This window comes from Nocardia sp. NPDC003999, from assembly GCF_053604885.1.
The window spans coordinates 121,071-138,335 of sequence record NZ_JBSGIB010000019.1; the positions used below are offsets into that span (position 1 = coordinate 121,071).

The 17,265-nt window shown below is 67.7% G+C and carries 15 protein-coding genes; 4 read left to right on the plus strand and 11 right to left on the minus strand.

The features are described 5' to 3' along the window. Positions 1 to 42 precede the first annotated feature (42 nt). Positions 43 to 606 (plus strand): hemerythrin domain-containing protein, encoded by a 564-nt coding sequence (locus tag ACWESM_RS28895; RefSeq protein ID WP_397277698.1) that lies wholly within the window; start codon positions 43 to 45, stop codon positions 604 to 606. 106 nt (positions 607 to 712) lie between these two features. Here the strand turns inward: ACWESM_RS28895 and ACWESM_RS28900 are convergent, their stop codons facing one another. Further along, positions 713 to 1,603: a manganese catalase family protein gene (locus tag ACWESM_RS28900; protein WP_364439009.1), complete on the minus strand. Its 891-nt coding sequence runs from the start codon at positions 1,601 to 1,603 to the stop codon at positions 713 to 715. Positions 1,604 to 1,752: 149 nt separating this feature from the next. Further along, entirely contained in the window at positions 1,753 to 3,378 is a 1,626-nt protein-coding gene (locus ACWESM_RS28905) for a glycoside hydrolase family 13 protein (protein ID WP_452494403.1), read from the minus strand. Between the two features lie 155 nt (positions 3,379 to 3,533). Here ACWESM_RS28905 and ACWESM_RS28910 point away from each other — a divergent pair, with 155 nt between their 5' ends. Then, positions 3,534 to 4,361: an SDR family oxidoreductase gene (locus ACWESM_RS28910; protein WP_452494405.1), complete on the plus strand. Its 828-nt coding sequence runs from the start codon at positions 3,534 to 3,536 to the stop codon at positions 4,359 to 4,361. A gap of 81 nt (positions 4,362 to 4,442) precedes the next feature. On the opposite strand, the gene ACWESM_RS28915 is transcribed toward ACWESM_RS28910, so the two are convergent. The 6 genes from ACWESM_RS28915 to ACWESM_RS28940 form a co-directional block, all read right to left on the minus strand. Next, entirely contained in the window at positions 4,443 to 5,792 is a 1,350-nt protein-coding gene (locus tag ACWESM_RS28915) for a family 1 glycosylhydrolase (protein ID WP_452494407.1), read from the minus strand. A gap of 133 nt (positions 5,793 to 5,925) precedes the next feature. After that, on the minus strand, positions 5,926 to 6,507 hold the full coding sequence (locus ACWESM_RS28920; RefSeq protein ID WP_355075501.1) for a TerD family protein: 582 nt from the start codon (positions 6,505 to 6,507) through the stop codon (positions 5,926 to 5,928). Positions 6,508 to 6,630: 123 nt separating this feature from the next. Next, entirely contained in the window at positions 6,631 to 7,554 is a 924-nt protein-coding gene (locus ACWESM_RS28925; protein ID WP_452494409.1) for a phytoene/squalene synthase family protein, read from the minus strand. An 11-nt stretch (positions 7,555 to 7,565) separates the two neighbouring features. Continuing rightward, the gene (gene crtI, locus ACWESM_RS28930) at positions 7,566 to 9,098 is read right to left on the minus strand and encodes a phytoene desaturase family protein (RefSeq protein ID WP_452494411.1); all 1,533 of its coding nucleotides are present in this window, start codon (positions 9,096 to 9,098) and stop codon (positions 7,566 to 7,568) included. A gap of 17 nt (positions 9,099 to 9,115) precedes the next feature. Then, on the minus strand, positions 9,116 to 10,231 hold the full coding sequence (locus ACWESM_RS28935) for a polyprenyl synthetase family protein (RefSeq protein ID WP_452494413.1): 1,116 nt from the start codon (positions 10,229 to 10,231) through the stop codon (positions 9,116 to 9,118). 65 nt (positions 10,232 to 10,296) lie between these two features. Further along, complete coding sequence (locus ACWESM_RS28940; RefSeq protein ID WP_452494415.1) at positions 10,297 to 10,791, minus strand: DUF6764 family protein; 495 nt, start codon at positions 10,789 to 10,791, stop codon at positions 10,297 to 10,299. 122 nt (positions 10,792 to 10,913) lie between these two features. Here ACWESM_RS28940 and ACWESM_RS28945 point away from each other — a divergent pair, with 122 nt between their 5' ends. Further along, entirely contained in the window at positions 10,914 to 11,771 is an 858-nt protein-coding gene (locus ACWESM_RS28945) for a MerR family transcriptional regulator (protein ID WP_364438988.1), read from the plus strand. Between the two features lie 146 nt (positions 11,772 to 11,917). Here ACWESM_RS28945 and ACWESM_RS28950 read toward each other — a convergent pair whose 3' ends face one another. Next, on the minus strand, positions 11,918 to 13,285 hold the full coding sequence (locus ACWESM_RS28950; RefSeq protein WP_452494417.1) for an NtaA/DmoA family FMN-dependent monooxygenase: 1,368 nt from the start codon (positions 13,283 to 13,285) through the stop codon (positions 11,918 to 11,920). Positions 13,286 to 13,296: 11 nt separating this feature from the next. Next, on the minus strand, positions 13,297 to 14,511 hold the full coding sequence (locus ACWESM_RS28955; protein ID WP_397277718.1) for an LLM class flavin-dependent oxidoreductase: 1,215 nt from the start codon (positions 14,509 to 14,511) through the stop codon (positions 13,297 to 13,299). A gap of 367 nt (positions 14,512 to 14,878) precedes the next feature. Between ACWESM_RS28955 and ACWESM_RS28960 the strand changes: the two genes are divergently transcribed. Further along, entirely contained in the window at positions 14,879 to 15,910 is a 1,032-nt protein-coding gene (locus ACWESM_RS28960; RefSeq protein ID WP_364438979.1) for an aldo/keto reductase, read from the plus strand. Between the two features lie 54 nt (positions 15,911 to 15,964). On the opposite strand, the gene ACWESM_RS28965 is transcribed toward ACWESM_RS28960, so the two are convergent. After that, complete coding sequence (locus ACWESM_RS28965) at positions 15,965 to 17,023, minus strand: LLM class flavin-dependent oxidoreductase (protein ID WP_452494420.1); 1,059 nt, start codon at positions 17,021 to 17,023, stop codon at positions 15,965 to 15,967. Positions 17,024 to 17,265: the final 242 nt, after the last annotated feature.

Genomic DNA, 17,265 nt, shown 5'->3' on the forward strand with positions numbered 1-17,265 from the left:
GTAATTCGTCAGTCCGTCCCGATTGCCCGAGGGAGGTCAACCATGGCAACCACGATCGACTCGACCACCGACGCCGTCGATTTCCTCATCGACCAGCACGGCCGGATCCGGCAACTGTTCATCGAGACCGCCGACACCTCCGACCCTGTTGAGCGCGAAAGCAAGTTCTTCGAATTGCGACGCCTGCTCGCCGTGCACGAGACCGCCGAAGAAGAGATCATTCACCCGCGCGCCCGGCGTGAACTGGGCGATGGCGCGTCTGTCGTCGACGCGCGGCTGGAGGAGGAGAACAAGGCGAAAAAGCAGCTCGCCGAAATGGAGTCGCTCGACATCAGCTCGATGGAATTCCAGGTGAGACTGGCCAAGCTGCGCGAAGCGGTGCTGGCCCATGCCGACCATGAGGAACGCGAGGAATTCAACCGGCTGCGCGAGGAACTCGACGACGACACGCTGCGACGTCTGCGCAAGACCGTCGAGCTCGCGGAGGCGATGGCGCCGACCCGGCCGCATCCCGGCGTGGAATCCGCCGCCGCGAACGTTCTGGTCGGCCCGTTCGCCGCGATGATGGATCGTGCCAAAGACATGATCAGCAAGCCGCGGCATTGATCCATGCGGCAGTGCAAGACGCGCGGCGCGCGGCACCTGGTGCCGCGCGCCGCGTCGCTCAACGCCTGAACAGCCGTGTTCCGTTCCGGGCGTAGGCGTGGGGGAGTCAGTCCGGGATGTGTGATTCGTGGGTGAACGGTTTGGTGCCGTGCACCGCGGGCTCGCCTTGCGGGTTGGTCTGCGCGCCATGGTTCACGCGTTCGTCGGAATCGAGCCATTCGCTGACCGGATTGTCGATGTAGCGCCATTCCGTGCCCGAGGGCCACGGCCCCTGCCCTTCGTTCCATGGGCCGCGGGCGCTCGCGGAGCCGTTGGACATGTTGAAGGCCACGTTCTGGAATCGATCGTCGCCGGGCAGTGCTCCGGGCGGAAAGTTGACCGGCAATTCGTTCAGCGCCGCGGTGAACTGCTGGAAGTGTGCGATCTCGCGGGTCATCAGGAACGAAAGCGTGTCCTGCACACCGGGATCGTCGGTGAACTGCTTGAGATATTCGTACACGATCTTGGCGCGCGACTCCGCCGCGAGGTTGCTGCGCAGATCGACCGAGGGCTCACCGTTGGCGTCGACGTACGACCCCGACCAGGGCACGCCAGCGGAGTCCTTGACGACGGGTCCGCCGCCGCTGAGCGCGAAGTACAGTGGGTTCACCGCGACCTGATGGATCACCTGGTCACGTCCGCCGGGCGTCGCCACCATCGGCATCCAGTCGCACCGCTCGTTGGCTTGCTTCAAATCGTCGTTGAGCCCGTCGAGCAACATGGTGATCATCGCGCCGACGATTTCGAGATGGCTGAGTTCCTCCGTGGCGATGTCCATGAACAGGTCATAGGTTTTCGGGTGCTTGCCACGCAGCATGAACGCTTGGTTGAAATATTGCATGGCGGCCTTCAATTCGCCGTTGGCGCCGCCGAACTGCTCTTGCAGCAGGGTCGCGAAACGCGGATCGGGACGGTCGACGCGAACTTCGAACTGGAGATCCTTGTTATGGGTGAACATCGCTCTCCTTACCAATATGGTCGGCTGACGAGATGGCTTCTACTGCCTAACCCAGCGCACGACGAGCAAGAGACGCGTTGCTTGTTCGGTGGCGACGATACGGGTTCGAATTGCCGGTCGTGCGCAGCGACACGAGGGGCGACCATGCCCTACCCCACGCCGGGGACCTCCAGCCAGGCCGCGCTGTCGGCGGGCAGGACGCTGTCCTGCAAAGGCTCGCTGGACAACAACACCCGCTCGTGCCTGGGCAGCGTGGTCGGCGCGTTCGAAACGTTCACGATGCACACCAGGCCGGGAGAGCGTCGGAGAAGCAGAACACCCGGCGCACTGGGCAGCCAGGACCAAGAGCCCTCCCCGAGGGCCGGATGGTCCCGGCGCAGACGCAGCGCCCGGTGATAGAGGTCGAGCATCGAATCCGGTTCCCGCTTCTGCAATTCGGCGGTCAGCGACACCCAGCGCTGTGGCTGCGGCAGCCAGGGAAGGGTGTCGACCGGGCCGAATCCGAATGGCGGCCGGAATCCGCTCCACGGCAGTGGCACACGGCACCCGTCGCGGCCGCGGGCGGTGTGGCCGGAGCGCTCCCAAGTCGGATCCTGTAGCACCTCTGGCGGGAGATCTTCGACCTCCTCCAAGCCGAGTTCCTCGCCCTGATAGAGGTAGGCGCTGCCGGGGAGCGCGAGCATCAGCAGCAGCGCCGCCCTGGCGCGGCGACGACCCAGCCCGACATCGACGGGACCGTGCGGTTCGTGCTGTGAACCGCCGCCGCGGGTGGAGGCCCGCCCGTAGCGGGTCACATGCCTGGTGATGTCATGGTTGGACAACACCCACGTGGGTGGCGCGCCCACCGCGTCCAACGCCTCGGTCGTGCAGTCGACCACGGCACGCAACGCGTCGGCATGCCAGGAACACCGCAGAAAGTCGAAGTTGAATGCCGTGTGCAGTTCGTCCGGACGCACGTAGCAGGCGAGGCGCTCGGGTTTGGCCACCCACGCTTCGGCGACGAAGACCCGATCCGGCCCATAGGAATCCGCGATCTTGCGCCAGCCGCGATAGATCTCGTGTACCTCCTGCCGGTCCCAGTGCGGATGGTCGGTCCGATCCGGCGGCTCCATCATGTCCTCGTGATCGGTTTCGATATCCGGTAGATCGGGGTGTTTGACCAAACCGTGCGCCACGTCGATGCGGAAGCCGTCCACGCCCCGATCCAGCCAGAAACGCAGGATCGACTCGAACTCGGCACGGACGTCCGGGTGCTCCCAGTCCAGGTCCGGCTGGTGGGCGTCGAACAGGTGCAGATACCACTGCCCGTCCGCCACACGGGTCCACGCAGGGCCACCGAACACACTCCGCCAATTGTTCGGCGGACCGCCGGAGGACGCGCCGTGCCGGAAGAGGTAACGGGCTCGCTCCGGCGAGTCCGGCCCGGCCGCCAGTGCCTGCTGAAACCAAGGATGCTGATCCGAGGTGTGGTTGGGGACCAGATCCACGATGATGCGCATATCCTGCGCGTGCACCTCGGCGATCAGCTCTTCGGCCTCCGCGAGCGTGCCGAACCGGTAGTCGATGTCGCGGTAGTCGGAGACGTCGTATCCTCCGTCCGCCATCGGCGACGGATACCAGGGCGTGACCCATATCGCGTCCACTCCGAGGTCGCGCAAATAGGTCAGTCGAGACCGGATACCGGCGATGTCGCCGAGGCCGTCGCCGTTGCCGTCGCCGAAACTGCGGATGTAGATCTGATAGATCACGGCATCGCGCCACCAGGGAGCAGTCATCGTGGCACCCTCCTCTCGGCTCGTTCCAGGGCGGTTACCCGCAATCGGAATCCTCGTAACGTCGCGTCGGCGCTACGAGGTCGAGGAGGAATCGTCACGCGCGGGGTGGCGGCGGGAGGCGGTGTGGTCCGTGCCCGCGCGGGTAGTCGCTGGACATGGCTACCACAGCTCCACTACCGGAAGAACGAGCAGGCACGCCGCGGCGAGCCGTGGTGACCGGGGGAGACTCCGGAATCGGTGCTTCGATCGCCGTCGCGCTCGCGGCGGGCGGGACCGATGTCGGGCTGACGTTCCACAGCGACCAGCGCGGCGCGGAGGGCACCGCGACGCAGGTGCGCGAACAGGGCAGGACCGCCGTCGTGCGCCGTCTCGACTTGGCGGCCCCGTCGTCCGCCGGGTCGGTGATCGACGAACTCGCCGACGAACTCGGTGGCCTCGATGTGCTGGTGAACTGCGCGGGTACCGGGTCAGCGCGGAAGGCGATGGACATGGAGTTCGACACCTGGCGGCACGTGCTGTCGGTCGACCTCGACGGCGCGTTCGTCTGTTCCCAGCGCGCGGCCGGACATATGATCGCCGCGGGCAACGGGGGCAGGATCATCAACATCACCAGCGTGCACGAACACGTTCCCCGGGTGGGCGCCGCACCGTACTGCGCGGCCAAAGCGGGGCTCGGCGCACTGACGAAAGTGTTGGCGCTGGAACTCGCCGAATACGACATCACCGTCAATTCGGTCGCGCCGGGGGAGATTTCGACACCGATGACCGGCCAGGAAGACGTCGATCCCCGAGCGCAGTCGCGTCCCGGCGTGCCGCTGGGCCGAACGGGGCACGCGAAGGAGGTCGCTGCCGTCGTGGCGTTTCTCGCCGCACCGGAGGCGAGCTATGTCACCGGCGCGTCCTACGTGGTAGACGGCGGCATGCTTCTGATGGGCCCGCAGGCCAGCACCTTGTTGACCGACGAGAAATGGCGCACGCCGTGACCACGGATCCGGTTACTTCGCGTCGTCGCGGGGCAATGCGCTGAGTTCGAGCAGACTGTCGACCAGGGTGCGGGCGTCCGTCTATCGCTCCGCTACCGGAGTCATGCAGCTGGCCGGGGGATCGACGAACAAGCAGAGGGCCGGACCGCGGGTAGGACGGTAGCCGTCGGGCACTCCGCCCGCGTCGATGACCTGCGTGTAGGCGCCGACGGCGTCGGTGGGGCGGCGGGTGAGGGAGGGGTCGGTACGCACGTCCACGGTGTAGAGGCCGAAACGGGGCGTGTAGCTTCCCCATTCGTAGTTGTCGGTGAGGCTCCAATAGTTGTAGCCCATGATGTTCATGCCGTCGGCCTTGGCGCGCTGGATCCAATAGACGGTGTCGCGAAGGTGATCGCCGCGAACATAGCCATCGGCGCGTGGACGGCCGTCTTCGGTCGGCATCCCGTTCTCGACGACGTAGAGCGGTTTACCGGGCAGCCGGCGCGAATAGTATTGCAGCGCATAGTAGATGCCTTCGGTGCGCAACGGCAGCTCCCAGATGTGCGGTCCGGGCAGCGTGGGCATCGCCGAACCGCTGGCCCGCAGGATGGACTCGATCAGCGACTGCGCCGGGTCGAAGGCGAAGTAGTAGTCGACACCCACGTAGTCGAGCCGATCGGCGATGCGGTCCATCAGCGGGCCGTTCACCTGCGCCTCCGAACCGGCGACGTAACCCATGTTGCTGGTCACCTGTGCGCCCGGCTGCTTCTGGTGGATGTAGTCGTAGCTGGCATTGTGTGCCTGCGCGACCCGCTCGAGCATTTCGCCGGCATCCGCGGCGCCGTGGCGGACCTCGTGCATGATGTAGGCGACGGGCTCGTTCACGGTGACCCACAACGGGTTGCGTGCCGCGTAGCGGTCCACGACGTTGCGCATGTTGGCCAGCCAATCGTCGACCATGCGGGGATTGCGCCAGCCCCCTCGGTCGGCGGCCCAGCCGGGGTACACCCAGTGGTCGAGCGTGATCATCGGTCGCATACCGGCCCGCTCGACACTCGATATCACCGCGTCGTAGAAGCGGAACGCGCCCTCGTCCCACACGCCCGGCGCGGGTTGCACTCGGGCCCACTCGATCCCGATCCGGAACACCCGCACGCCCAGGTCCGCCGCGAGCTGGATGTCGGAGGCATAGCGGCCGTAGAAGTCGACGGAATCGCCGAGGGCGTCATAGCCAGGGGTCGCGCCGACGTATCGGGTCCAATTGCTGTCCGGCGCATGACCTTCGGACTGGAAGCCGGAGGTCGATACGCCCCAGAGGAAGTCTCCGCCCAGCGCCGGTAGGCCGGCGACCGGCTGTATCGGCGGGATGGCCGCGGATTGCGTGGCGAGAAGCAGGGTGGATGCCGCGGCGGCGAGCGCGGCCAGGACGTACCGACGGAACCGAGATCGCATCGACCCAGAGTAACTGGGTGCTGTCCACTGATTGCCGGAATCCGCTTATCGCAGCGATTCGAAGACGTGGACACTTGTTGCGATCGGTTTGCGGGTGGGCCACGCGGACCGCGACGCGTGGCACCCGCAGGTGCTATTGCATGGCGAAGCGCAACAGCGCCTGCATGTCGCCCTGCTTGATCTTGCCTTGGCGATTGAGGACTTCCAGCTGCCACACAGCGCCGTTGCGGAAGGCGCGAGCGACCGCGTTGGCGTTGTCGGTGCCGAGCAGCGAGGGCCAGATGTCGGCGACTTGCTGGCTGTTGCCGCCGGTGGCGTCGTAGATCTTGAAGGAGATGTTGTTCGCCTTGTCGAAAGAACTGCCCTTCTTGAAGGCGGCCGCGACGAAGACGATGGCGTCGATCGCGGTGGGGACGTCGGCGAAGGTGACGTGGATGGTCTCGTCGTCACCGGAAGCGGCGCCGGTCTGCTCGTCACCGGTGTGCGCGACCGAGCCGTTGCCCAACGGGTCCAGCGAATCGAGTCCCGCGAAGCGCACCGGGTCGTTGCCCTGCATGAGGACCGCGATCAGATCGAGGTCGACACCGCGTTTGCGGCGTGCCCAGCCGAGTGCGCCGCCGCTCGTTCCGGACGACGGATCCCAGCTCACTCCCACACTCAATTTCGTGATACCCGCGAGGTCCGCGGCACCGTCTTCTTTTCTGAGCGTAATCACGACATCAGGATACTGACGACCAGCCGCCGCGCTCGGGACAACGAATCCGTCTCCGGGACAGGCAGGTCCGCACCGGGTGATGGAAGTCCATCGCGCGACGCGGCACCGTTGTCGCCGCAGCGATCACCGGCCCGCTCGGCGTGCCCACCACGCCTCGACCAGGCCGGTCGCGCCGACTCGCGCTCGCCGCCGGTTCGGCACGGCGGCGCGGTGATCGAACACGGCGAAGTCGCTGTCCTCGATGCGGTCGAGGATCTCCGAGTACAGCGTCGTCGCCGTCGCGACGCAGGGGCGCGAACGGCGGTGCAGCAGGGCGATTCCGGCAGCGGCGAAGCGGTAGATGTCGCGAGTGCGGGCGATTTGCGCCGCCAGGGCGCTGCGTACCCGGGCGTCGGTACGCCGCTGAGTACCGCACCAGCGCAAGAGATCGCGATCGACGTCGAACGCGGCCAGTTCGTCGGCGGGTAGATACACCCGGTCACGCAGCAGGTCTTCGCCGACATCCCGCAGGAAGTTCGTCAGCTGGAATGCCTTGCCGAGCGCGGCGGCATACGGCGCGGCCTCATCGGCACGAGTGGCGCCCAGAATCGGCAACAACTGCAATCCGATCACTTCGGCCGACCCATAGACGTAGGTGTCGAGCGCGGCGCGATCGGGGTAGTCGGTCACGGTGAGATCCATCCGCATCGATGCGAGGAAGGCGTCGAATAGCTCCGCTGGAATGCGATAGCGATCAGCAGTGTCCAGAACCGCCGGGAGAACGGCGTCGGTGTCGGCGGCGCGGGCGCGGAAGCGGCCCGCGAGTTCCTCGAGCCGCCGGGCACGTTCGGCGATATCGAGACGCGGGTCGAACTCGTCGAGGATGTCGTCGGCTCGGCGGGCGAATCCGTACAGGGCGTGGACCGCGGGGCGCTGATCCGGTGCGAGCAAACGGGTCGCGAGGAAGAAGGTCTTTCCATGGCTTGCGTTGAGCCGGCGGCAGTACCGGTAGGACCGGTGCAGTCGCTGGTCGCTGAGCCGGGTGGTGTCGAGGTCGGTGCGGGTCATCTCGATTCCGATCACAGTTGTCGATCGATGCGGCTGGTGGCGAGAGCGGCGCCGATGCGGCGCGGCCGCACGGGCTGGAGGCCGGTGATGCGATCTGCGGCCAGCCGGCCGGAGATCAGCACCGGCGGGATCCCCACCCCCGGCACGGTAGAGCCACCGGCCAATACGGCATTGTCGACACCGCGGATCATGTTGGCCGGTCGGAACGGACCGGTTTGGGCGAACGTATGCGCCAGCGCGAACGGGCTCCCGGCGAGCATGCCGCGGCGCGCCCAGTCGGCGGGTGTGTCCACGCGCAGAATCTCGGCATCGCCGAAGACCGAGCCGAGACGATCCTGAGCGACCTCGAGTAATTGCTCGGCATAGCTGGTTCCCGCCCGCTCCCAATCGATTCGGCCGCGTTCCAGGTTCGGCACCGGGGCGAGCACATACAGCAGGTCCCGTCCGGGCGGAGCCGTAGACGGATCGGTAGCCGAGGGACGGGTGACCAGCAGCGAAGGATCGTGCATCACCTGCCCGCGGACGATGATGTCGTGGAACGACTCCTCCCAGGCGGCGCCGAACAGCAGATTGTGGTGCGCTATCCCGGCCGTGGGCGCACACCCCAGATGGACGATCACCGCCGAGGGCGCGGAGGTCAGCGGCACCGGTCGACGTGGTGTGCGCGCGATCAGGCGATAGGCCTCGTGCAGTTCGGTCGTCAATACCACTGCGTCGCACGAGATTCGGTCGCCGTCGTCGGTGCGTACCCCGGTGATCCGCGAGCCCGTGCGCTCCAGGGCGGTCACGGTGGTGCCATAACGGAATCGGACACCGGCCTCGGTCGCCGCGGCGGCCAGCGCCTCGGGGAGCGCACGCATCCCACCGCGCGGAAAGAACACACCGCCGACGGTGTCCATGTAGGCGATGACCGCGTAGGCGGCCCGCGCCCGGCTGGGCGCGACGCCCGCGTACAGCGATTGAAAGGTGAAGACACGCCGCAATTCCGGGTCGGGAATGTAGCGCGCGACGGCGCGATCCCAGCGGCCGAAACCACCCAAGGCGATCAGCCGGGCGAGAGCGGGGGTCACCATGGACAGCGGTGAGTCGAAGTTGGCTGCGATGAACCGGTCCATCTCGGCTCGGTACAAGCGGGTCAGCCAACGCCGCAGGCGGCGATAGCCGTCGGCCTGGTCGGCGCCGGCGAACCGGCGGATCTCCGCTTCCATCCGCTCGGCGTCGGTGTGTACCTCCAGCCAACGGCCTCCGGCGAAATGTGCCCGATACGCCGGTTCCACGGGCGCCAACTGCAAGTAGTCGGCGCTGCGCGCCCCGGCGGCCGCGAAGACGCTTTCGACGATATCGGGCATGGTCAGAACCGTCGGGCCGGTGTCGAGGCGATAACCTGCCGGATCGGCCTGCCCGGCGCGGCCGCCTGGTACGGCTTCGCGTTCCACGACGATCACTTCGCGGGAGCGGCCGGCCAAATGCAGGGCCGCGGACAGTCCCGCGAGCCCGGCTCCGACGACCACCACCCGGTCGGTCGGGCCTTTGACGGTGCGCATCGAGGAAAACCTCCCGGTCAGGCAACGCGTTCGGTGCATGCGGTGGCCATGTGCTTCAGTGCCGCGCGCATCGGTGCGCTGAAATTCGCTGTGTGCAGAGCGTTTTCGGCGCAGGCGAGCAAGTCGGCGATCATCGTCTCGATCCTCTCGGGCGCCCCGGACTCGATGATCAGCATCCTGGCGCGGTCGACCTCCGCGGGACCGAGGTGGAGCCGATGGAGGAGCCGGGACAATTCGGTTCGGGCCGCGGGGGCCGCCATTTCGCGTGCGAGGACGACGACGCTGGTCGCGGTGCGTTCCCCGAGATCGCCGTCCGCGGGTTTGCCGGTCACGGCCTGCGACCCGAAGATGCCCAGAATGTCGTCACGCAACTGGAATGCCTCGCCGACCGCGGCGCCGTACCGGCCGAGCGCGTCCAGGACGGCCGCATCGCAGCCCGCCATCGCGGCGCCCATCTCCAACGGGCATCGCACCGTGTAGTTGCCGGACTTGACCCGCGCGATCGCCAGGACCGAGGCCAGCGCGGGCTCGGTGCGCGCGTCGTTGAGCAGATCCGCGAACTGGCCTGTCGCGAGTTCCACCCGCATGTTGTCGTAGCGCGGCCACGCGTGCGCGAGCGCGGACTCGGCGAGCCCGCTTTCGCGGAGCATCTGCTCGGCCCAGACCAGGCACATGTCCCCGAGCAGGATCGCCGCGGACTCGCCGTACCTGGTGGAAGAGCCGGGCGCGCCCATGCCGCGGTGCGCCCCGGCGAACCGGACATGTGCGGACGGGGCGCCGCGTCGCGTCGCGGACCGGTCCATGACGTCGTCCTGGAGCAACGCGAACGCGTGCAGCAGTTCCAGACCGGCGGCCGCACGCAGCGCTGCCGGATCTTCCGGTCCGCCGCACAGCCAGCCGAGGTACATGAACGTCGACCGCAAGCACTTCCCGCCGGTGGCGTATTGCCGCAGAACGTCGTGTGCGCCGAGGCGATGAAGCGGCGTGGGGCATGCCCGCAGGAGGAAATCTTCCAGCTCGCCGAGTACTGCCCATCGCACCGCTTCCCGCCATTGCGAGAAGGGGGCGGCTCCCAGTGCCGGGATGCCGCCGACCGGTTCGGTCGCTGTCGATTCGGACCACGTGATGCTCATTCCCGATCCCCTTCCACGCCTCGGGCAACTACCCGAATGCCTGAGATGCTACGCATAACGATGCACTATCGAGGCGAAAAGCAGCCCTGCAATGTCTGGAAGTCGCCCGCGAAGCCGAACCCGCCCGCGCAGGTCGGCGTCGAGGTGCCGGTAACCGTGACCGTCGCCCCGGGACCGGCGATGCCGATCGACAACCCTGGGCGCGCGCCGGTGGTCGTGACCGTCGCGCCGGGTCCGACGGCGATCGCGGCCGGGCCGGACAGGTATGTCGAGTTCGAGGTCGCCACCCCGCCGTTCTGCGCGATGGCCAGGGACATGCTGTTCGGTGCGGCGTCCGCGGTGGCGTCCGCGTCGAAGCCGTAGGCCGCCGCGGCGCCGCCCGCGCCACTGCTCGCGGAGCAGGAGGCGGTGCTGTCGGCGGTCTGCGTCGCGGCGAGGCCGGGTGCGGGGCACTCCGCGGGGGCGGCGGTGGCGGCGGGTGCGGCGAACAGCATGCCCAGCCACGCCGCGCCGACGCCGGTCGTCAGCCCCACCGATCGCGTGAGAGTGGGTCGATCCATGACGTCCTCCTTTGGTGCTCGGGCTTGCAAGGCTTCACGCTACGCCATTTTTGATGCAAAATCGATGCATCATTCGAATCTTCCGAAAGGAGCGGGAGACATGCGGCGGATGCGGTCCCGCGATGGTTGACCAGGGGTCCGCCCGGTACGCGGTGGGCGCGGTGGCGAAGCGGCTGGGCGTTCCGGTCGCCACCCTGCGCAGCTGGAACCAGCGGTACGCGATCGGCCCGCCGAGGCATCGGCCGGGAGCGCACCGCCGCTATTCCGAATCCGACATCGCGACCTTGCGGAGGATGATCGCGCTCATCGAAGCGGGCGCCACACCGGCCGGTGCGGCACAGCAGGCGCTCGCCGAAGCTCCGCGATTATCAGAGGGTCGCAGCGCTCTCCTGGTCGCCGCCGAACAACTGGAACCCGATGTCGCGCTGACTCTGATCATGGCTCGGCTGGCGCGCGACGGTGTGGTCGCGACGTGGAACAGGTTGTGTCGTCCGGCATTCGGGACGATCGTCGCGGCACAGGACGCCGGTCGGGGGCTGATCGAAGTGGAACATCTGTTGTCCTGGGCGGTGATCGCGGGATTGCACCGCATGTTCCCGCCGGTCCGGCGTCCCGGTTCGCAACCGCCGGTGCTCTTGGCCTGCACCGCGGGGGAGAACCACGTGCTGCCCCTGGAAGTATTGCGTGCCGCGCTGGCCGAGCGGGGCGTCGTCGCGTTGTTGCTGGGCGCGGCGGTGCCCGACTCGGCTTTGGCCGAAGCCTTGGCGCGCCATGATCGGCCCTGCGTACTCGTGCTCTGGTCGCAGCTGCCCGCGACCGCCACCGCGGGAACGCTTCGGGCAGTGCGAGAGGCGGCGGCGCGGCTGCTGGTCGCCGGGCCGGGCTGGTCCACGGTCCGGCTACCGCCCGAGGCTCCCTACGTCGCCACTCTCGAGGAGGCCTTGGAGGTTCTCGGCGAACCCGGACCCGACGGGGCGTGATCCCGGGTCACTTCCGGCCCAGCCCACCGATGGCGAGTGTCCACGCTCCCGCGCCGCCACGTCCGGCATCGGCGGCGTTCGATGCCGGACGTGGCAGGCGTGGGCGGCGGCGCTCGCGGTCGATACCACGGGCCGCCGCCGCGAACTCAGGCGTCGGCCGAAACCGTCTTCGCCGAGCGCACGTTCGGGAGGGCGAGATTGTCACGCAGGGTGGTCCCGGTGTATTCGGTGCGCAGTGCACCACGGTCCTGCAACAGCGGCACCACTCGGTCGACGAATTCGTCCAGGCCCCATGGCACGAGGTGCGAACCGAGAATGAAACCGTCGGACCCGTCGTTCTGAACGAAAGTGTCGATCTTCTCCGCGACCTGTGCGGGGGTTCCGACCAAGGGACCGCGCTCGAATTGGTCGATCACCACCTCGCGCAGCGAGAGCTTCTTCGTCTCGGCGACCTGGCGCAGACGTTCGGCGGTGGCGAAGCGGTCTTGATGCACGAAGGCGCGGCCCTGGATGATCGGCGGAGCGTCGGGGTCCGGATCGATGTCGGGCACCGGCCCTTCCGGATCGTAGCCGGACAGGTCGCGGTTCCAGATCTGCTCCAGCAGAATCAACGCGGTCTGTCCGGTGACCTGCTCGTTGCGGACGGCATAGTATTTCTCGATCGCCTCGGCCTCGGTGTCCCCGAGAACGAAACTCGCCGACGGCAGAATCTTGATGTCGTCGGCCGCCCGCCCCGCCGCTACCGCGCGCGACTTGATATCGCGGTAGAAGTCCGCCGCCTCGGGCAATTTGCCGTACGGGGAAAAGATGGCGTCGGCATTGGCGGCGGCGAAGGCTCGTCCTTGCGGCGACACACCGGCTTGCAGGATCACCGGCCTGCCCTGCGGGCTGCGCGGCACGGTGAAACGACCGGAGATGTCGAACTGGCTGCCGCGGAAAGCGAATGCCCCGGCATCCGGCCGAGCCAGAAACCGTCCGGCGTCCTTGTCGGCGACGATGTCGTTCGCGTCCCACGAATCCCACAGGGCGCGAACGGCATTCAGCGTCTCCTCGGCGCGGGCGTAGCGGTCGGCGGGATCGAGGAATCCGCCGCGCCGGAAGTTCTGGCCGGTGAATGCGTCGAACGAGGTCACGACGTTCCAGGCGGCGCGGCCGCCGGAGAGATGGTCCAGGCTGGCGAACTGCCGGGCCAGTTCGTAGGGCTCGTTGAAGGTGGCGTTGATGGTGCCCGCGAGCCCGAGATGCTCGGTGACCGCGGCGATCGAGGCGAGCACGGTGAATGTGTCGGGACGGCCGATGATGTCCTGATCGAAGATCTTGCCCGCGCGTTCGCGCAGGATGAGCCCTTCGGCGAGGAAGAAGAAATCGAACTTGCCGCGTTCGGCTGTGCGCGCGGTGTGTTCGAAACTGCTGAAATCGATCTGGCTGCCCGCCTCCGGATGCCACCAGGCGGTGTGATGGTTGACGCCGCCGAGGTAGGCGCCCAGGATGATCTGCTTACGGGGGGTGCTCATGGTGACCTCGCTCAGGCAGTCGCGTAACGATTGGGGACGTCGGTGGGCAGGCCGAGCAGCGCGCGCAGCGAGCCGTCCGGGTAGCCGGTGCGGAACACACCGCGCCGTTGCAGCGCGGGCACGAGCCGGTCGGCCACCGCTGCCAGATCGTCGACCGCCACGCCGGGCCGCAAACGGAACCCGTCGATCCCCCGCTCGCTCCAGTCGGTGAGCAGATCGGCGAGTTCGTCCGCACTTCCCGCGAAGACAGGGGCGTCGGAATCGAATTCGGCACGCGCGAGCTCGCTCAACCGGGACAGCCGCTGCGGACCCGGCTCCTCGTCGGTATCGAGGAAGACGGTGATGTCGGCATAGACCCGCAGCGGCTCACCGGCGCGTCCCACTCGGGCCGCGGCGGACGCGACTTGCTCCAGGATCGGGCCGGGGCCTTCGTCGCGCGTGGGCGTGACGAAGACCAGATCCGCACCGCGGGCGGCGAATTCGTAGATCAGCGGGCCGTGCGCCAGAGCCGCCACCACCGGCTGCCCTTGGGGCGGACGCGGCGTGATCGATGGCCCTCGGACGCTGAAGAAGCGGCCCTCGAAGTCGATGTAGTGCAGCTTGTCGCGATCGATGAACCGGCGGGTGGCCACATCGCGGATCTCCGCGTCGTCTTCCCAGCTGTCCCACAATCGCCGTACCACTTCGACGGCGTCGGCGGCTTCGTCGAACAGATCATGGACGTGGCCGGGAAAGCTCCCGGAAGCGATCGCTTCCGCGATTTCGGCGGTGCTGAGGTCGCGCACCGAGCGACGTCCGAAGTGGGCCGCCTCCTCGGCCGTCCCGGACACGCGCGCCTGCCAGCCCGCCCGGCCACGCGACGTGTAATCGAGCGTGGCGATCGACTTGGAGACGTGGAAGGGTTCGGTGTGCGTGGTCGTCACGGTCGGGATGAGCCCGATGTGCCGGGTGACCGGGGCGACCCGCGCGGCGATCAGATGGGCGTCGAGCCTGGCTCGCACCTGATCGACGGCGTCGTCCGACGGTGCGTGCCGCTCACCGGGGATTCGCAGGCTGTCCTCGATGCTCACGAAATCGAGCAGTGCCCGTTCCGCCGTCGCGACCAACTCGGTCCAGTAACCGGGGCTGAACAACTCGGCGGGCCGGGAGTTCGGCTCCCGCCATGCGGCCGGATGCCAGCCCGCCCCGTCGAGCGCGACGCCGAGGTGCAGTGGGTTCGGTGCCATCGTCTCCCGTTTCTCTCCATGCGCGAATGTCGTGCCGTGCAACGCGCGAACCGGCGCGTACCCGCCCGACGATGACCATGGCGGGAATCACCGGCCTCGGCCGGATCAATGGCCGGTCGCCGCGCGGGAATCAGTGGCTTCGGATAACACGTGGCCACGGCGGTGAGTGGCGCTACGGGCACGGGCACGACCGTCATCGCGCACGGGGTGTCAACGATTCGGATCAGCTCGATCGATGGGAAATACCCCGGGTGGCCGTGCCCGGCGACCATGGGTTTCGATCAGCGTGAGCCGACCGGTCGCAACGGCGGGGACGGAAGTGGTCCACTCTCCGTGATCGCGCATCGAAAGGAAGAGATACACACCGATGAGTTATGGCCCCTTCGATCTGACCTACGCCGCCGCCGACGACCGGTACGAGAAGGTCCCGTACCGCCGGACCGGCAACTCCGGCCTCGACCTTCCCGCCTTCTCCTTCGGCTTGTGGCAGAAGTTCGGCACCGATTACCCGTTCGCGACGCAACGCGAGATCATCCTGCACGCTTTCGATCTCGGCATCACGCATTTCGACAACGCCGACCGCTACGGTCCCCCGCATCGCGCCGCCCAGAAGAACTTCGGGGCGGTGCTGGCCAAGGACCTCGCTCCCTATCGCGACGAGCTGATCCTCTCGACCAAGGCGGGCAACCCGATCGGGCCCAGCCCTTACCTCAGGGGCGGTTCGCGCAAGTCGATCCTCACCTCGCTCGAACACAGCCTGCGCGACCTGGGCACCGAGTACGTCGACATCTTCTACCATCACAGCCCGGATCCGAGCACGCCGCTGGAGGAGACGGTCGGCGCGCTGGTCGGCGCGGTGCAACAAGGCAAGGCGCTGTACATCGGCCTGTCCAACTACGCGCCCGACCGCACCCACGAGGCCGCCGAGCTGCTCCGGAAGGCGGGCGTCCCGCTGCTGATCCACCAGGCGCGCTACTCGATCTACGACCGCCGCCCCGAACGAAACGGCCTGCTGGACACCGCCCGCCAGGACGGCTTCGGCACGATCGTCTACTCGCCGCTGGCCCAGGGCCTGTTGACCGACAAGTACCTGGAGACGATTCCCGACGGGGCGCGGGCGCGCAACAGCAGCTTCCTGTCGCCGGACGTCATCGACGAGGCCTACCGGCAGCGCACCGCCGCGCTCGACAAGATCGCCCAGGCGCGGGGTCAGTCGCTCGCGCAGCTGGCGCTGCAGTGGGTGCTGCGGCGCCCCGAAGTGACCTCCGCGCTGATCGGCGCGAGTTCCACCGCGCAGCTCGACCACAACATCGCGGCGTTGAACTTCCCCGCGTTCACCGACGACGAACTCGCACTCATCGACGAGCACGGCGTGCACGGGACCGGCCTGAAACTCTGACTTCGCGCAAGCGGTCGGGAGGGGCAGCGCGGGCGCTGCCCCGTCTCGGTCCCGTCAATCTCGCAGCAACGGAAGCAGCTGGTTGCCTTGGCGCTCGATCTCGCGCAGATACGGGGTGTCGGAGAGCACGAAGTGCGTGATGCCGAGATCTTGGTACTTGCGCAGCGACTTGGCGACGTCTTCGGGGGAGCCGACCAGCCAGGTGGTCCCGGCGCCACCCGCGCCGAACTTCCCGGGCGTGGTGTAGAGGTTGTCGTCGAGCACCTCGCCCTTCGCGGCCAGATCCAGCAGTCGCTGCTGTCCCACGGCCGTCCGGCGATGTGGGTTCGGCACGGGGGCGTGGTGGTTGTCGGCCATCTCCGCGACCTTCGCCTCCGCCTCGGCCCAGGCCTGCTCGGTGGTGTCGCGGACGAAAGTGGTGACCCGCAGGCCGAACTCCAGTGGCGCATGCTGGCGACCGAGTTCCTCGCTCAGCGACCGCAGGCGTTCGATCCGTTCCCTGACTCCCGACAGGGGCTCGCCCCAGAAGAGCTGGACGTCGGCCTCGGTCGCCGCTACCCGCTCCGCGGCCTCCGACGCACCGCCGAAGTAGAGCTTCGGGTGGCGGCGCTCGCCGCGCGGGACAATCCTCGGCAGCGCGGTGGAATTGCTGACCTGGTAGTACTCACCCCGGTAGGTGACGTTCTCCTCCGTCCACAGCCGACGGACGAGTTGGAGGAACTCTTTCGTGCGGGCGTAACGCTCGGCCTGATCGCCCTCGGTCTCGCCGTAGGCCGCGAGATCGTCCTTGCCCGACACGATGTTCACCCGCACCCGGCCGCCGGAGAGGTGGTCGAGGGTCGCCGCGGCCGATGCGAAGTTCGCCGGACGCCAGTAGCCCGGTCTGATCGCGATCAGCGGCTCGAAACTCGTGGTCCTGGCGGCGAGAGCCGTTGCGACGGTGAGGGTGTCCGGGCGACCCCACCCGGTGCCGAGCAACGCGCCCTGCCACCCGTGCTCCTCGAGCGCCTTCGCCTGAGCGGTCAGGGTGTCGAGGCTGTTGTGGTCGGCCACGATGGTGTCGCCGCGGTGTCCCGGCGTGACCTGATTCGGGATATACCAAAGGAAACTCATCGGCGGTTATTCCTGTTCGGCGGGCGTGATCAACGGCGAATCACCCGGCTGGCGGGTCGACCAGCCTTCGGACATCGGAATTATCGACCTCGAACAAGGCCGTAGGCCGTTCACAGCCCGCGTCGTTCAGCCTGGACGACCGCTCCTGAGCTGCGACGATTCGCTGCGGTGAGCAATAAATTCATCCAGATTCCAGCGCGGCCGATATGCCCTGCGCGATACTGATTTTCGGCGGATCACAG

Bases quoted from the DNA above. Each gene is read 5' to 3' on its own strand.
- ACWESM_RS28910 (WP_452494405.1), top strand. From the start codon at position 3,534: ATGGCTACCACAGCTCCACTACCGGAAGAACGAGCAGGCACGCCGCGG.
- ACWESM_RS28955 (WP_397277718.1), bottom strand. From the start codon at position 14,511: ATGGCACCGAACCCACTGCACCTCGGCGTCGCGCTCGACGGGGCGGGC.
- ACWESM_RS28940 (WP_452494415.1), bottom strand. From the start codon at position 10,791: ATGGATCGACCCACTCTCACGCGATCGGTGGGGCTGACGACCGGCGTC.
- ACWESM_RS28905 (WP_452494403.1), bottom strand. From the start codon at position 3,378: ATGACTGCTCCCTGGTGGCGCGATGCCGTGATCTATCAGATCTACATC.
- ACWESM_RS28900 (WP_364439009.1), bottom strand. From the start codon at position 1,603: ATGTTCACCCATAACAAGGATCTCCAGTTCGAAGTTCGCGTCGACCGT.
- crtI (WP_452494411.1), bottom strand. From the start codon at position 9,098: ATGCGCACCGTCAAAGGCCCGACCGACCGGGTGGTGGTCGTCGGAGCC.
- ACWESM_RS28945 (WP_364438988.1), top strand. From the start codon at position 10,914: ATGGTTGACCAGGGGTCCGCCCGGTACGCGGTGGGCGCGGTGGCGAAG.
- ACWESM_RS28935 (WP_452494413.1), bottom strand. From the start codon at position 10,231: ATGAGCATCACGTGGTCCGAATCGACAGCGACCGAACCGGTCGGCGGC.
- ACWESM_RS28965 (WP_452494420.1), bottom strand. From the start codon at position 17,023: ATGAGTTTCCTTTGGTATATCCCGAATCAGGTCACGCCGGGACACCGC.
- ACWESM_RS28960 (WP_364438979.1), top strand. From the start codon at position 14,879: ATGAGTTATGGCCCCTTCGATCTGACCTACGCCGCCGCCGACGACCGG.
- ACWESM_RS28895 (WP_397277698.1), top strand. From the start codon at position 43: ATGGCAACCACGATCGACTCGACCACCGACGCCGTCGATTTCCTCATC.
- ACWESM_RS28915 (WP_452494407.1), bottom strand. From the start codon at position 5,792: ATGCGATCTCGGTTCCGTCGGTACGTCCTGGCCGCGCTCGCCGCCGCG.
- ACWESM_RS28950 (WP_452494417.1), bottom strand. From the start codon at position 13,285: ATGAGCACCCCCCGTAAGCAGATCATCCTGGGCGCCTACCTCGGCGGC.
- ACWESM_RS28925 (WP_452494409.1), bottom strand. From the start codon at position 7,554: ATGACCCGCACCGACCTCGACACCACCCGGCTCAGCGACCAGCGACTG.